The following is a 15,218-nucleotide window of genomic DNA, read 5'->3' as shown; positions in this document are numbered from 1 at the left end:
CTCCCGGGCCGGCCCCGCCGCGCCGGCATCCGCCGCGCGGAGCCCGGAATGCGGCCCGAACGGGCCCGCTCCCGGAGCGAACCGATGAGATCCCATGGAGATCCACAGATGAGCGAGTCCGTGAACACCCCGCAGGCCGAGCAGGCGGCCGAGGTCCCGACGGTCGACGTCGAGGAGCTGTCGGTGCTGGAGGTCGGCGATGCCGCCGCCCTGCCGGAGATGGGTGCCTCCAGCGGCGGCACCATGTGCTGCTCCTCCTCCTCGTCCACCTGCTGCTGCTGATCCAGCGTCAACAAGCCAACTGAGAAACGGAGTTCCATCATGAGCGAGTCCGTGAACACCCCGCAGGCCGAGCAGGCGGCCGAGGTCCCGACGGTCGACGTCGAGGAGCTGTCGGTGCTGGAGGTCGGCGATGCCGCCGCCCTGCCGGAGATGGGTGCCTCCAGCGGCGGCACCATGTGCTGCTCCTCCTCCTCGTCCACCTGCTGCTGCTGATCCAGCGTCAACAAGCCAACTGAGAAACGGAGTTCCATCATGAGCGAGTCCGTGAACACCCCGCAGGCCGAGCAGGTGGCCGAGGTCCCGACGGTCGACGTCGAGGAGCTGTCGGTGCTGGAGGTCGGCGATGCCGCCGCCCTGCCGGAGATGGGTGCCTCCAGCGGCGGCACCATGTGCTGCTCCTCCTCCTCGTCCACCTGCTGCTGCTGACCGAGCGGCACGCACACCGGCGCGCGGCCGCGACCGCGGAGCGGCGCGCCAGGCACTGTCCCGCGGGTGTTCCGGACCACCGGGCACCCGCGGGGCCCCGCACCACCCCGCACCACCCCGAGCGGCCCCGAGCCGGCCTCGGACCCCACCCCCACACCCCCCAGTCGCCGAACCTTCGCGAGGAGCCATGACCGAGCACCACCGGGCCGGACGTACCGAATCGCCGGCCGATCCCACCGAGCTGGAGATCGAGGAGCTGTCCGTGCTGGAACTGGGCGACGCGATCGCCCTGCCCGAGATGGGCGCCTCCAACTGGGGCGGCTGGTTCTGCTGCTCCTCGTCCTCCTCCGCCACCTGCTGCTGCTGACACCGGACCATCCGCCGTGCCGAACCCGACGCCCGCCAAGGAGATCCGCATGACCGCCGCCACCGACCCGCTGGTGATCCGGATCCACGGCCGCCCCGAGCAACCCCGTGCCTACGTCGCCGACGTCCTGGGCCCGCTCGCCACCGGACTGCGCCGCGACCACCGGCTGCGCGCCGTCCACCTGCGCCGCGGCTGGCGTGGCGGGCCCCACTACGAGGTCGTCGTGCGGCCCGAGAACGGCCGCCCGCTGGACGTCTCCGGATGGTCCGCCCGGGCCGACTCCGCCCTGGCCGGCACCGCGCTCGACGGCCCCACCGAGGCGGACTACCTCAGCCAGGCCCGCCGGATGGAGCAGTGGGAGCAGACCGGCCGCTCCGCGCCGCCGCTCCGTTCCCCCGGCACCGTGCTGATCGCCTCCGACGAGGCCGGCGCCGACTGGCTGCCCGACCTGCGCGAGGCCCGCACCGCCGTCCAGGCCGCCCTGCTCGACCCGCTGCTCGCCGCCCTGCGCGAGCACCGCGACGAGGACGCGCTGCTCACCCACCTCGCCGACGTGATGGCGACCCTGGCCGGCACCCACCCCGGCCGGCTGCCCTTCGGCACCATGTCCTTCCGCTCGCACGCCGAGGCCTTCCTCGCCTCGCCGCTCGCCGGGCAGGACCACCGCCCCGACTTCCGGCGCCGCTTCGAGCGGGACGCCGACCGCCTCACCGCCCTGGTGCGCCGCCACCTCGCCGACGGGCCGGGCCCGGAGACCGCCGGCTGGCACGCCGCCTTCCGCTACGGCTGGGGCTACCTGGACTCGCTGGTCCGCTCCGGCCGGCTCGGCAACACCTACCTGGACGGCTTCGCGCCCGCCGCCCCCGACGGCAGCACCCGGCCGCCGACCCGCTTCCACGCGCTGACCGAGCAGTACGGGATCACCACCGACCCCGACGACTCCTTCGCCTCCTACCGCAGCCTCCTGAACTTCTTCTACGAGCTGCTGCCGCTGCTGGACGTCACCCCGCTGCACCGCTACTACCTCTGCTTCGCCCTCGCCGAGGCCACCGACCTGGCCCTGGGCGAGACCTGGGAGGAGCGCATCCGCCGCGCCGCACCCGCCCCGACCACCGCCACCACGACCACGGAGTGAAAACCATGGACTTCGGAATCTCGCTGCTCCCCGACGCCGGCCCGGACACCAAGTCGCCGACCGCCTACTTCGACGACGTCCTCGCGCTGGCCCGGATCGCCGACGAGGCCGGGATGAGCCACGTCAAGATGACGGAGCACTACCTGCACCCGTACGGCGGTTACTGTCCCAGCCCGCTCGGCTTCCTGGCCGCCGTCGCCGCGCAGACCACCAACATCCGGCTGATGACCGGCTGCGTCCTGCCGGCCTTCCACCACCCGGTCAAGCTGGCCTCGTACGCCGCGATGGTGGACGCGATCAGCCACGGCCGGCTCGACATCGGCTTCGCCCGCGCCTACCTGCCGTACGAGTTCGAGACCTTCGGCGTCGACATGGACAGCAGCCGGGAGCGCTTCGAGGCGACCATCAAGGCCGTCCTCCGCCTGTGGACCGAGGAGAACGTCACCGAGGACACCCCGTTCTTCTCCTACCGGGACGCCACCATCCTGCCCCGGCCCACCCAGACCCCGCACCCGCCCGTCTGGGCCGCCGCGGTGCGTTCGGCGGAGAGCTTCACCCGGATCGGCGAGCTCGGCCTCGGGCTGCTGATCACCCCGTCGCTGACACCGCTGGAGGCCGTCCGCGAGCAGGTCGCGCTCTACCGCGACGCGTTCGAGCGCACCCACGGCGAGAGCGGGCAGCAGCCCCGGGTGGCCGCCAGCCTGCCGGTGTTCACCGCCGAGACCGACGCGGAGGCGCAGCGCCTCGGCGACCCGCTGCTCGCCGAGTACCTGCGGGTCTGGGGCGGGGCCACCTCGTCCTGGAACAGCGCCACCTCCAAGGCGTACCCCGGCTACGACCAGGTCGGGAAGTACGTCGGGATGATCACGCCGGAGCGGCTGCGCACCGAGGGCGGCGCGGTCGTCGGTTCCGCGGCGACCGTCGCGGAGAAGCTCGCCGCGTTCCAGGACGTCGTGCAGGCGGACCACATCCTGCTCCAGGCCGACTTCGGTGCGATGCCCGGCGACGTCGCGGAGCGCAGCCTGCAGCTGTTCCTGGAGGACGTCCGGCCCAAGTTCCCGGCGGCCTGACCGGCCGCCACCCCGGCGGCGGCCCGAGCGGCCGCCACCCCCGGCCTCATCGGCCGCCCACCGGCGGACAGCACCGCCGCACCACACCGCCCGGTCGCCCGGAGCGGGAACACGAGGAGATGAGATGAGCCACGACGCACCCGCGATCGTGCTGAGGGGCCTTCAGGTCAGCTACGGCTCCCACCGGGCCGTCGACGGCGTCGACCTGGAGATCCCGCGCGGCGAGGTGTTCGCCCTGCTCGGCCCGAACGGCGCCGGAAAGACCACCACCGTCGAGGTCCTGGAGGGCCTGCGCCCCCGCTCCGGCGGCGAGGTGCTGGTGCTGGGGCAGGACCCGGCCCGCGCCGACCGCCGCTGGCGGTCCCGGATCGGCGTCGTCCTGCAGACCGCGCAGGACCAGCCGGACGCCCGGGTGCGGGAGATGCTCGCCCAGTTCGCGTCGTACTACCCGGACCCCCGCGACGTCGACGAGGTGCTGGCGGTCGTCGGCCTCACCGAGAAGAAGGACGCGGCCCTGCGCGACCTCTCCGGCGGCCAGCGCCGCCGGATGGACGTCGCCCTGGGCATCGTCGGCCGTCCCGAACTGCTCTTCCTGGACGAGCCGACCACCGGCTTCGACCCGGAGGCACGCCGCCAGTTCTGGCAGCTGATCCGCGACCTCGCCGCCGACGGCACCACGATCCTGCTGACCACCCACTACCTGGACGAGGCCGAGCAGCTCGCCGACCGCATCGGCGTGCTGGCCGGCGGCCGGCTGGTGGAGGTCGACACCCCGGAACGGTTCGGCGGCCGCGCCGAGGCCGGCACCGTCGTCACCTGGAAGGGCCCGAACGGCCGCGAGCGCCGCGAGACCACCAACCCCGCGCAGCTGATCGAGGAGCTGTCGCGGGAGTTCGCCGGCGCCGTACCCGACCTGCAGGTGCACCGCCCGAGCCTCGAGGAGACCTACCTCGCCATGATCGGAGAAGCCCGATGACCATCGCCGCCCCCGCCGCCCCCGCCGCCCCTGCCCCCGCCGCCCCCGCCGCCCCTGCCCCCGCCGCCCCTCGCGCGGCGGCGGCCGCGGCCGCCGGGCCGGCGCCGCTCCCGTCCCCGATCCGCCTGGGTCTGGCCCGCGGCCTGTTCGAGGTGCGGCTGCTGATCCGCAACCGCGAGGCCATGGTCTTCAGCATCCTGATGCCGATCATGCTGCTGGTCATCTTCGGCAGCCTCTTCGACCAGGTCGTGCCCGGGACCGGCATCAAGATGCGCGAGGTCACCGTGGCGGGCATGATCGGCTCGACCATCATGTCCTCCGCCCTCGGCACCATGGGCATCGGCATCGCGGTGGACCGCCACGAGGGCACCCTGCGCCGGCTCGCCGGTACGCCCTTCCCGCTGGTGTCGTACTTCATCGGCAAGGTCGTGCTGATCCTGGCCCAGGCCCTCGTCCAGGTCGGCGTCATCCTGGCCCTGGGCGTCGCCGTGTTCGGCTTCCAGCTGCCCAAGGACGCCGCGCACTGGTTCACCTTCCTGTGGGTCTTCCTGCTCGGCACCGTCTCCACCGCGCTGATCGGCATCACCATCGGCTCCCTGGCCCGGTCCGCCCGCAACGCGCCCGCGCTCGTCAACTTCCCCTACATCGGCCTGCAGTTCATCTCCGGAGTGTTCTGGGTGATCACCGCTCTGCCCAAGCCGGTCCAGATCGTCGCCTCGCTCTTCCCGCTCAAGTGGATGACCCAGGGAATCCGCTCCGCCTTCCTGCCCGAGTCCTTCGCCGCCGCCGAACCGGCCGGGGCCTGGGAGCACGGGCGGATCGCGCTGGTCCTCACCGCCTGGCTGATCGGCGGCCTGGCCCTGTGCTGGGTCACCTTCCGCCGCAACGCCCGCCGCTTCTAGCGGCGGCGGCCTCCGGGCCGCGCCCGGCGTACCGGCCCCACCACTGGTCCCCAGAGAGGATGGCCATGAACCACCCTGACCACCCCGCCGATCCGCCCCGCGTGGACGGCGGCATCGCCGACACCGTCCAGCTCCGGGTCAACCCGCTGCCCGCCCACCGCCTCTCCACCGAGGACCTGCGCAGGTCGCTCGCCCACCTCGCGCTGATCAAGCAGCAGCGGGACTCCTGGCAGCCGCTGGCCTGCGACGAGCTCTACGCCCTCGCCGGCACCGTCGAGGACCCGGAGCGCCGGCGCGGGGTGGTCGCGCTGCGCCGGGCGATCTTCAACGGCCGCGACCCGGGCGCGGCGGCGGCGGACGGACTCCCGGAGGCGACCAGCGCCTGGCTCGCCCTCCACCGGGAGCACACCGCCGTCGCCGACCGGATCCGCGAACGCTACAGCGAGGCCATCGAGCTGGAACGGCGCAACCTGGCCGGCCTGCTCGACAGCCCCACCTTCGGCAAGGCCGTGTCGCTGCTCGCCCCGACCGTGCACGACACGGCCGTCCGGTACGGCGCCGCCGGCGGCGCCACCGACCGCAAGCTGCGCAAGTCCGAGCGCGGACTGATCCAGTACGTCACGCGGGCGCTGCTGCGGACGAGCCCGCTCTCCCAGTTCACCGCCGTCGGCCTGGCCCACTGGGACGAGGACGGCCCGCAGCTCGACGAGGTCGAGTTCGACGGCGACACGGCACGGGCCTTCGCCGAGATCGACCGCTCCGTGCTCAACCACGTGCTCGGCGGCCTGCCGGTCGTCGGCGGCCCGGCCGGCTGGGTCACCGTCTCGCCGACCCTCCGGGCCGAGGCCGACAGGGTCTACTTCCCGCGCGTGGACGGCGACCGGGTGCGGATGCTCTCCGCCCCGCTCACCCGTCACCTGCGGCTGCTGCTCGCCATGGCCGGGATGGGCCCGTACCACGTCGACCACCTGGCCGAGGACCTCGCTGCCAGGACCGGCGGCAGTCGGCAGGCCGGCGCCGACTACGTCGCCAAGGTCGTCTCCGCCGGCATGCTCACCGCCGTGCCCGGCCCGGACGAGCAGGACCGCACCGGCCTGCGCGCCCTCGGCCGCCGCCTGTTGGACGACCACCCGGCGGCGGGCCTGCTGCTCGAAGAACTGGCCGACGTGGTCGAAGGCATCGAGACCGCACCCGCCGGCCAGCGCCCCGCCCTGGTCGGCCGGCTGCCGCACCTGGAGGAGCGGCTCCTGGAGGTCAGCGGACGTCCGGCCCGGCTGCACGTCAACGAGGACCTCGTCTTCCCGCCCACCGCCCCGAGCCCGGCCGGCCACACCGAGGCCCTCGGTGACCTCGCCCACGTCCTGGAGTTCCAGTCCGCCTACGACCGCTTCCACGAGGTCCGGGCCATGCTCACCGCCGCCTTCGTCGAGCGCTTCGGCGCCGGCGCATCGGCGGGGCTGATCGAGCACGCCGAGGAGCTGGTGAACGAGGTCTACCGGCGTGAGGACCTGCTGCGCACCGCCGGCCCCGACGGTCTCGGCCCCGACGACGGCAGCCTCGGGCAGCTCCACGCCCTGCGCCGCCGCGCCGTCGGGGCCCTGGCCCGGGAGGTGCACGCCGGCCGGCACCGCGACGAGGTGATCTGGGACGCCGGCTACCTCGCCGAGCTCACCTCCGGGCTGCCCGACCGCTTCCGGGCCGTTCCGCTCTCGTACGGGGTGCTCATCCAGCCCGCAGGCGACCTGCTCGTCGTCAACGACGCCTACGCGGGCCACGCCTCGCTGAACTCCCGCTTCCTGCACGCTGCGAGCAGCACCGGCGGCCCCGCCGTCGACCGGCTCGCCGAGCGCCTGCTCGGCCTGTACGGCGCCGACGGCGCCCGGGTGCTCGAGGACCGCGGTCTGTACCGCACCAACATCAACCTCCACCCTCAGGTGCTCCCCGAGACCGTCACCCCGCGCGAGTGGGCCACCCTGACGCTCCGCCACGACCCGTCGGCGGACCGCCTGGAGCTGCTCGACCGCGACGGCCGGCCGGTCCGGGTGCTCCCGCTCGGCTCGCAGTACAGCGAGATGTACCCCTTCCCGCTGCGGCTCGCCTACTGGTTGGTCGGTTCCGGCCGTCTGGTGCTCGACCTGCAGGAGAAGGCCCGCGAACGGCTGGCCGAGCGCGACCGCGGCGGCGTCCTCGGCCTGCCCCGGCTGCGGGCCGGCCGGGTGCTGCTCCACCGCCGCCGCTGGTTCCTGGCCGAGGGGGAACTTCCGCAGCCCGAGGCGGCCGAGGAGGAGGTCTCCTACCTGCTCCGCCTCACCGACTGGCGGGCCGGGCACCGGGTCTCCGACGAGGTCTTCGTCAAGACCTCGCTCTTCCAGCAGGACCCGTCCGACTACGTCGGCAGCGCCTCGGAGTGGCGTTCCTTCATCGACCAGCGCCGGCGCGGAAAGCCGCAGTACGTCGACTTCTCCAGCGCCCTGATGGCCCGTGTCCTGCCCAAGCTCCTGGAACGCCGCGGCGGTGGATACCTGGAGGAGGCCCTGCCGAGGCTGGGGGAGAGCCCCAACACCTTCGAGTGGATCGTGGAGTTCGACCGCCCTTCCGGCGGCCGCTTCAGCGCCCTCCGCAGGGACGTGACCCGCGCCGGCCTGGTCGGCGTCTGACCCGTCCGCCGCTCGGGCCCGGCCAGGGGCCGGCCCGGCCGGCGACAGGAGTCCGTCCGGTGGGCGGCGACCGACGACGGACGGGCGGCCGGTGCGGGCAGGACCCTGCCGCACCGGCCGCCCGTGCCGGTCACCGCCTCAGGAGGTGGGGATGGTCCCCAGGCGGCCGGCCTGGAAGTCCTCCATCGCCTGCTGGAGCTCGCGGTGGCTGTTCATCACGAACGGGCCGTAGTGGGCGACCGGCTCCCGGATCGGCTGACCGCCGAGGAGGACGACCTCGAAGTTGGCGCTGCGGGTGTCCTGGGTGTCGTCCGCCCGGATGGTGAGGGAGTCGCCCTCGCCGAAGACGACCGCCTGTCCCATGTGGAACGGGCGCCGCTCGGTGCCGGCCGAGCCGCTGCCGGCGAGGCCGTACGCCAGGCCGTTGAAGTCGGCCCGCCAGGGCAGGGTGACCTGGGCGCCGGGGTTCACGGACACGTGGATCATGGTGATGGGCGTGTGCGTGGCGCCGGGGCCCTGGTGGCCCGCGATGTCACCGGCGATCAGCCGGACGAGCGCGCCGCCGTCCTGCGAGGCGAGCAGCTTCACGTTGCCGCCCCGGATGTCCTGGTACTTCGGCGCGATCATCTTGTCCGCGGCGGGCAGGTTCACCCACAGCTGCAGGCCGTGGAACAGACCGCCGGACATGACCAGCGACTCCGGCGGAGTCTCGATGTGCAGCAGGCCGGAGCCGGCCGTCATCCACTGGGTGTCGCCGTCGGTGATGACGCCACCGCCACCGTGCGAGTCCTGGTGCACGAAGGTGCCGTCGATGATGTAGGTGACCGTCTCGAAGCCCCGGTGCGGGTGCCACGGGGTCCCCTTGGGCTCCCCGGCCGCGTAGTCCACCTCGCCCATCTGGTCCATCATGATGAACGGGTCCAGGTACTTCTGGTTGATCTTGGCGAAGGCGCGGCGGACCGGGAAGCCCTCGCCCTCGAAGCCTTCCGGGGCGGTCGCGACGGCCAGCACCGGGCGCGGCCGGGCGCCTTCGGCCGGAGCCGCGACACGCGGCAGAACGAGCGGGTTTTCGACGGTCACGGCGGGCATGTCGGCCTCCTTCGGGGGTTCCTCTGGCCTACGTCCACGAGGTTAGTTCAATTCTCAACAAGAAGCAAGTTGAATTTTGAACCATATGGTGACGACTCGGCCGTGCGGCCCCCTCCAGGATGGATCGGACCCGAAGTGCCCGCCAGTCGTCGGCCGTGCGCGAAGCGGGCGGGCGGTCGCGGAGCGGCTGCTAGCCGTACATGCGGCGCATGGTGAAGTCGACCATCTGCTCGACCGCCTTCGCGTCGAACACCATCCGGTGCTCGCCCTCCATGTCCAGGGCGAAGCCGTATCCGGTCGGCAGCAGGTCGAGGACCTCGGCGCCGGTGACGGTGAAGTGCTTGGAGTCCTTGCCGGCGTACCGGCGCAGCTCCTTCAGTGAGCTGAACATCGGGATCACCGGCGTCGGCGTGTTGTGCAGTGCCAGGAATCCGGGGCGGTCGCCGCGCGGGCAGTGCACCTTGGAGGTGATGAAGATGGCCTGGAAGTCCTCCACCGCCATCGACCCGGTGGTGAAGGCCCGGACGGCGTCCGCCAGCGAGGGCGGCGACGGCTCGGGGTAGAGCGACTGCTGCGACGCCTGCGGCTGCTCGCCGTACGGGCCGGGGCCGGGCATGCCGTTCATTCCCGGCTGCGGTCCCGCCTGCTGCTGGTAGGGGTCGCCCGGGTATGCGTTCTGGTCATAGCCGTACACACGGACAGGCTATCGGGAGCGCGGCCGCTCGTGCGGGCGTCGATCCTGACAAGGAGTGGGCGTCCCGGCTTGTGGGACGTGACCACGTTCATAGCGGATTCGCCTCCAGGGGCTTGAAACAAGTTACCGCTGGGTAGCATCATGATGCCTACTGGTGGGTACGGGGCGCCCGAACGCGGCGGTCTCCCGGAAGCGACGAACCGGAGAAAACGGCCATGGGTCACTACAAGTCCAACCTGCGGGACGTGGAGTTCAACCTCTTCGAGGTGTTCGGCCGCGACCAGGTGTACGGCACCGGACCGTTCGCGGACATGGACGTCGAGACCGCGAAGAGCATCCTGAGCGAGATCGCTCGCCTCGCCGAGAACGACCTCGCCGAGTCCTTCGCCGACACCGACCGCAACCCGCCGGTCTTCGACCCGGAGACCAACACCGCCCCGATCCCGGCCTCGTTCAAGAAGAGCTACCAGGCCTTCATGGACGCCGAGTGGTGGCGCCTGGGCATCCCGGAGTCCATCGGCGGCCAGGTCACCCCGTCCTCGCTGATCTGGGGCTTCGCCGAGCAGATCCTCGGCTCGAACCCGGCCATCTGGATGTACTCCTCGGGCCCGGCCTTCGCCGGTGTCATCGCCGACGAGGGCACCCCGGAGCAGCTGGAGGTCGCCAAGCGGATGACCGACCGCCTCTGGGGCTCCACCATGGTGCTGACCGAGCCCGACGCCGGTTCGGACGTCGGCGCCGGCCGCACCAAGGCGATCAAGCAGGAGGACGGCTCCTGGCACATCGAGGGTGTGAAGCGCTTCATCACCTCGGGCGAGCACGACATGTCCGAGAACATCATCCACATGGTGCTGGCCCGCCCCGAGGGCGGTAAGCCGGGCACCAAGGGCCTCGGCCTCTACATCGTGCCGAAGTACGACTTCGACTGGGAGACCGGCGAGCTCGGCGAGCGCAACGGCGTCTACGCCACCAACGTCGAGCACAAGATGGGCCTCAAGGCCTCCAACACCTGCGAGATGACCTTCGGCGCCAAGCACCCGGCCAAGGGCTGGCTGCTGGGCGAGAAGGTCGACGGCATCCGCCAGATGTTCAAGATCATCGAGTTCGCCCGCATGATGGTCGGCACGAAGGCCATCGCCACCCTCTCCACCGGCTACCTCAACGCGCTGGAGTACGCCAAGGAGCGCGTGCAGGGCGCGGACATCTCGCAGTTCCTGGACAAGACCGCCCCGCGCGTCACCATCACGCACCACCCGGACGTGCGCCGCTCGCTGCTCACCCAGAAGGCGTACGCCGAGGGCATGCGCGCCCTCGTCCTGCTCACCGCCTCCACCCAGGACGACGTGCTGGCCGCCCGCCTGCGCGGCGAGACCGACGAGGCCGCCGAGCGCCTGAACGACCTGCTGCTGCCGATCGTCAAGGGCTACGGCTCCGAGAAGTCCTACGAGCAGCTCGCCCAGTCCCTGCAGACCTTCGGTGGCTCCGGCTACCTGCAGGAGTACCCGATCGAGCAGTACATCCGGGACGCCAAGATCGACACCCTCTACGAGGGCACCACCGCGATCCAGGGCCAGGACTTCTTCTTCCGCAAGATCGTCAAGGACGGCGGCCAGGCGCTCACCGCGCTGTCCGAGCAGATCCAGAAGTTCCTCGGCTCGGCCGCGGGCGGCGACGCCCTGGCCGCCGAGCGCGAGCTGCTCGCCAAGGCCGCCGGCGACCTGGAGGCCATCGTCGGCAAGCTGCTGGCCGACCTCTCCTCGGTCGAGCAGGACGTCAAGAACATGTACAAGGTGGGCCTCAACACCACCCGCCTGCTGATGGTCTGCGGCGACGTCGTGGTCGGCTGGCTGCTGCTGCGCCAGGCCGCGGTGGCCCTGGCCAAGCTGGAGGCCGGCGCCTCCGAGAAGGACGTCCCCTTCTACCAGGGCAAGGTCGCGGCGGCCCGCTTCTTCGCCAAGAACATCCTGCCGACCGTCGCCTCGCAGCGCCTGATCGCCGAGGGCATCGACAACGAGATCATGGAGCTGGCGGAGGAGGCGTTCTAGCCTCCGCCCCACCCGTCGCCCGCCGTCACCCCTCGTGGGCCCGGCTGCGCGTGACACCTCTCTGACCGCCTGACCCAACCCTCACACCGAAGGGCCCGGTTCCGACCGGGCCCTTCGGTGTTTGACCGTCAGGGGGCCGCCGCCCGTGGCCCGGTCCCTTCCCGACGGCCTCCCGACGGCCCGCCATGACCGTGCGCGACCGGGTGCAACCGCAAGGTCGCGGCACCCGCCGCGGCGTCAGTTCACGGTTCCGTCTGCGTTGTGCATCCGTTGGGAGGATCCGAGTGTCATGTCCGTGTACGGGCATATGCTCAAGGTGCGAAGCCGACCCCCCATCCGGCTTCGGCCCTCCCTCGACTCAGGAGCAGCATGTCGACCGCCGCCCGCCAGGCCTTCTTCGACCGGACGCACACCGATGATCTGATCGCCTTTCTCGGTACCTCACCGTCGCCGTACCACGCTGTCGCCAGCGCCGCGGAGCGGCTGGAGAAGGCGGGCTTCCGGCAGGTCTCCGAGACGGACTCCTGGGACGCGGTGGCCGGCGGCCGGTACCTGGTCCGGGGCGGCGCGCTGATCGCCTGGTACGTGCCGGAGGGCGCGGGGCCCCAGACGCCGTTCCGGGTGGTCGGCACCCACACCGACTCGCCGAACCTGCGCGTCAAGCCGCTGCCGGACACCGGCTCGGCGGGCTGGCGGCAGGTCGCCGTCGAGATCTACGGCGGCGTGCCGCTGAACACCTGGCTCGACCGGGACCTCGGCCTCTCCGGGCGGCTCGCGCTGCGCGACGGCAGCTCGCGGCTGGTGCAGCTGGACGAGCCGCTGCTGCGCGTGCCGCAGCTGGCGATCCACCTGGACCGCCAGGTCAACGAAGGCATGAAGCTCGACAAGCAGCGCCACCTCACCCCGATCTGGGGGCTCGGCCCGGTCGACGAGGGCTCGCTGATCGCGTACGTCGCGCAGCGGGCCGGTGTCGAGGCCGCCGACGTGGCCGGCTGGGACCTCATGACGCACGACGTCCAGCCCGCCTCCTACCTGGGCCGGGACCGCGAGCTGCTGGCCGGCCCGCGGCTGGACAACCTGCTCTCGGTGCACGCCGCCGCCGCCGCGCTGGCCGCCGTGGCCACCGCGGCCGCCACGGACGGCGCCGAGCTGCCGTACATCCCGGTGCTGGCCGCCTTCGACCACGAGGAGACCGGCAGCGAGTCGGACACCGGCGCGCAGAGCCCGCTGCTCGGCAACGTGCTGGAGCGCACCGTCTACGCGCGCGGCGGCAGCCCCGAGGACCGCGCCCGGGCACTGGCCGGCACCATCTGCCTCTCCTCCGACATGGGCCACGCCGTCCACCCGAACTACAGCGAGCGGCACGAGCCCGGGCACCACCCGATGCCGAACGGCGGGCCGATCCTCAAGGTCAACGTCAACAACCGGTACGCCACCGACGGCGTCGGCCGGGCGGTGTTCGCGGCGGCCTGCGAGAAGGCCGGTGTGCCGTGGCAGACCTTCGTCTCCAACAACGCCATGCCCTGCGGGACGACGATCGGCCCGATCACCGCGGCCCGCCTCGGCATCCAGACGGTGGACTGCGGCATCGCCGCGCTCTCCATGCACTCGGCGCGCGAGCTGTGCGGGGCGGACGACCCGTACCTGCTGGCGAGCGCGATCAAGGCCTTCCTGGAGGGCTGACCAGCGGCATGGCGAAGGGCCCGGCGCACGCGCCGGGCCCTTCGCCGTATACCGGGCGTCGCCTACTCCATGCCCGCCAGCACCAGCGGCAGCCGGCGTGCGCCGTCCGCGGCCAGCTTCACCGGGACGCCCCAGTCCTGCTGGTGGACGTGGCAGGCCGGGAACTCGATCTCCGGGTCGTCGTCGCAGGACGCGGCGATCGCCGAGACGTGCAGCACGCCCTCGGTCACCTCGTCGGAGAGCACCAACTCGCGGGAGAGCGCGGAGTCCGCGCCCGCGCCGGAGACCAGCAGCTCCGGCGGGGTGGAGCTGACCAGCAGCCGGGTGGACGGGCCGTAGCGCTCGTCCAGCTTCTGGCCGGTCGGCGCCGAGAAGACGACGTCCAGCCGGAACGCGCCCGGCGCGACCTCGGTGGCGGCCCGCTGGGTGCGGTGCGCGACCGACTCGACCCGGACGGCCTCCTCGGGCAGCCGCAGCCTGGTCAGCCGGTGACGGGCCGACTCGACCACCACGATGTCGCCGTCGACCAGCACCGCGCCCGAGGGCTCGCGCAGGTCGGTGGCCAGCGTGGTGACCTCGCCGGTCGCCGGGTCGAAGCGGCGCAGCGCGTGGTTGTAGGTGTCGCTGACGGCCACCGAGCCGTCGGGCAGCACGGTGACGCCGAGCGGGTGCTGGAGCAACGCCTGGTCGGCCGCGCCGTCGCGGTGGCCGAAGTCGAACAGGCCCGTGCCGACGGCGGTGTGGACCGTCGTGGTTTCACGTGCCCCCTCTGACCGACTGAGCCAGCGCAGCGCCGAGGTCTCCGAGTCGGCGACCCAGAGCTTCCCGCCGTCCGCCGAGACGGCCAGGCCGGACGGCTGGGCGAACCACGCCTCGGCGGCCGGTCCGTCGACCAGGCCCTCGTTGGTGGTGCCCGCCGCGACGCCGACGGTGCCGGCCGCCGGGTCGTACGCCCACAGCTGGTGGACGCCGGCCATCGCGATCCACACCTTGCCGTCGAACCAGGCGACGTCCCACGGCGAGGAGAGGTCCACCTCGCGGGCCGGGCCCTCGGTGGCGGAGCCCTGCCACCACTGACGGCCGGTGCCGGCCAGCGTGGTGACGCTGCCGTCGGCCAGCCGGACGCCGCGCAGCGCGTGGTTGACGGTGTCGGCGACGATCACGTCGTAGGCGCCCCCCTCCGGCAGCAGTGCCACGCCCTGCGGCTCGCTGAACCGGGGCTCGGTGCCGTCCACCAGGCCGCGCACGCCGTCGCCGATCCTGCGGACCAGCGTCTCGCCGTCCTCGGCCAGCTCGACCAGCGAGTGGTGCCCGGAGTCGGCGACCAGGAAGTGGCCGTTCGGCAGCCGGACGGCCTTCCCCGGGAACCTGAGGTCCCCCGCGGTGGGCTCCGGCGCCACGTACGGGCCGTCGCCGCGGCGCAGCGTGCCCTTGGCGGTGTGCTCCGCCTCCAGCTCCTCGACCAGGCGGGCGATGGCGTGCGCGTGTCCCTCGCCGGCGTGCTGGGCGACCACGTACCCCTCCGGGTCGATCACCACCAGCGTCGGCCACGCGCGCACCGCGTACTGCTTCCACGTCGCGAGCGCCGGGTCGTCCAGCACCGGGTGGTGCACCTCGTACCGCGCCACGGCGTCCACCACGGCCTGGTGGTCGGCCTCGTGCACGAACTTCGGAGAGTGCACGCCGACGATCACCACCGTGTCGCGGTGCTTCTCCTCCAGCTCGCGCAGCTCGTCCAGGACGTGCAGGCAGTTGATGCAGCAGAAAGTCCAGAAGTCTAGTACCAAAATGCGACCTCGGAGGTCGGCAAGGGTGAGGTCCTTGCCGCCGGTGTTGAGCCATCCACCGGCGCCGACCAGTTCAGGGGCGCGGACACGTGCACGAGAAGCCAT

The 15,218-nt window shown here is 72.4% G+C and carries 14 protein-coding genes; 11 read left to right on the top strand and 3 right to left on the bottom strand.

Features of this window, described 5'->3' with window-relative positions; all coding sequences use genetic code 11:
* Nucleotides 1–108: 108 nt before the first annotated feature.
* The 9 genes from OG286_RS19260 to OG286_RS19220 all read left to right on the top strand — a co-directional run bounded on the left by OG286_RS19260 (nt 109) and on the right by OG286_RS19220 (nt 7,815).
* Nucleotides 109–282: a thiazolylpeptide-type bacteriocin gene (locus OG286_RS19260; protein WP_396322799.1), complete on the top strand. Its 174-nt coding sequence runs from the start codon at nt 109–111 to the stop codon at nt 280–282.
* 39 nt (nt 283–321) lie between these two features.
* Entirely contained in the window at nt 322–495 is a 174-nt protein-coding gene (locus tag OG286_RS19255; protein ID WP_396322799.1) for a thiazolylpeptide-type bacteriocin, read from the top strand.
* Between the two features lie 39 nt (nt 496–534).
* Entirely contained in the window at nt 535–708 is a 174-nt protein-coding gene (locus OG286_RS19250) for a thiazolylpeptide-type bacteriocin (RefSeq protein WP_405365602.1), read from the top strand.
* Nucleotides 709–895: 187 nt separating this feature from the next.
* Nucleotides 896–1,075 carry a thiazolylpeptide-type bacteriocin gene (locus tag OG286_RS19245; RefSeq protein WP_148643629.1) on the top strand — a complete coding sequence of 60 codons (180 nt, stop codon included), beginning with the start codon at nt 896–898 and terminating at the stop codon, nt 1,073–1,075.
* Nucleotides 1,076–1,124: 49 nt separating this feature from the next.
* Nucleotides 1,125–2,210, top strand: coding sequence for a hypothetical protein (locus tag OG286_RS19240; RefSeq protein ID WP_396324744.1), 1,086 nt, complete (start codon nt 1,125–1,127; stop codon nt 2,208–2,210).
* 5 nt (nt 2,211–2,215) lie between these two features.
* The gene (locus tag OG286_RS19235; RefSeq protein WP_396324742.1) at nt 2,216–3,280 is read left to right on the top strand and encodes an LLM class flavin-dependent oxidoreductase; all 1,065 of its coding nucleotides are present in this window, start codon (nt 2,216–2,218) and stop codon (nt 3,278–3,280) included.
* A 124-nt stretch (nt 3,281–3,404) separates the two neighbouring features.
* Nucleotides 3,405–4,256 carry an ABC transporter ATP-binding protein gene (locus tag OG286_RS19230; RefSeq protein WP_396324740.1) on the top strand — a complete coding sequence of 284 codons (852 nt, stop codon included), beginning with the start codon at nt 3,405–3,407 and terminating at the stop codon, nt 4,254–4,256.
* Nucleotides 4,253–5,158, top strand: coding sequence for an ABC transporter permease (locus tag OG286_RS19225; protein ID WP_405365601.1), 906 nt, complete (start codon nt 4,253–4,255; stop codon nt 5,156–5,158). The genes OG286_RS19230 and OG286_RS19225 overlap by 4 nt, the downstream gene beginning before the upstream one ends.
* Before the next feature lie 65 nt (nt 5,159–5,223).
* Entirely contained in the window at nt 5,224–7,815 is a 2,592-nt protein-coding gene (locus OG286_RS19220; RefSeq protein WP_396324737.1) for a lantibiotic dehydratase, read from the top strand.
* A gap of 138 nt (nt 7,816–7,953) precedes the next feature.
* Here OG286_RS19220 and OG286_RS19215 read toward each other — a convergent pair whose 3' ends face one another.
* Both OG286_RS19215 and OG286_RS19210 read right to left on the bottom strand, forming a co-directional pair.
* Entirely contained in the window at nt 7,954–8,904 is a 951-nt protein-coding gene (locus tag OG286_RS19215) for a pirin family protein (RefSeq protein ID WP_396324736.1), read from the bottom strand.
* A 190-nt stretch (nt 8,905–9,094) separates the two neighbouring features.
* The gene (locus OG286_RS19210) at nt 9,095–9,598 is read right to left on the bottom strand and encodes an SseB family protein (RefSeq protein WP_374106062.1); all 504 of its coding nucleotides are present in this window, start codon (nt 9,596–9,598) and stop codon (nt 9,095–9,097) included.
* 215 nt (nt 9,599–9,813) lie between these two features.
* Here OG286_RS19210 and OG286_RS19205 point away from each other — a divergent pair, with 215 nt between their 5' ends.
* Entirely contained in the window at nt 9,814–11,643 is a 1,830-nt protein-coding gene (locus OG286_RS19205) for an acyl-CoA dehydrogenase (protein WP_396324734.1), read from the top strand.
* A 369-nt stretch (nt 11,644–12,012) separates the two neighbouring features.
* A complete protein-coding gene (locus OG286_RS19200) occupies nt 12,013–13,326 on the top strand; it encodes a M18 family aminopeptidase (RefSeq protein ID WP_396324733.1) in 1,314 nt (437 codons plus the stop codon).
* A gap of 62 nt (nt 13,327–13,388) precedes the next feature.
* Here OG286_RS19200 and OG286_RS19195 read toward each other — a convergent pair whose 3' ends face one another.
* The gene (locus tag OG286_RS19195) at nt 13,389–15,218 is read right to left on the bottom strand and encodes an NHL domain-containing thioredoxin family protein (RefSeq protein ID WP_405360807.1); all 1,830 of its coding nucleotides are present in this window, start codon (nt 15,216–15,218) and stop codon (nt 13,389–13,391) included.

The sequence above is a fragment of the Kitasatospora sp. NBC_00039 genome (assembly GCF_045160625.1).
Taxonomy (GTDB): domain Bacteria; phylum Actinomycetota; class Actinomycetes; order Streptomycetales; family Streptomycetaceae; genus Kitasatospora.
This window is presented reverse-complemented; position numbering and strand designations above follow the sequence as displayed.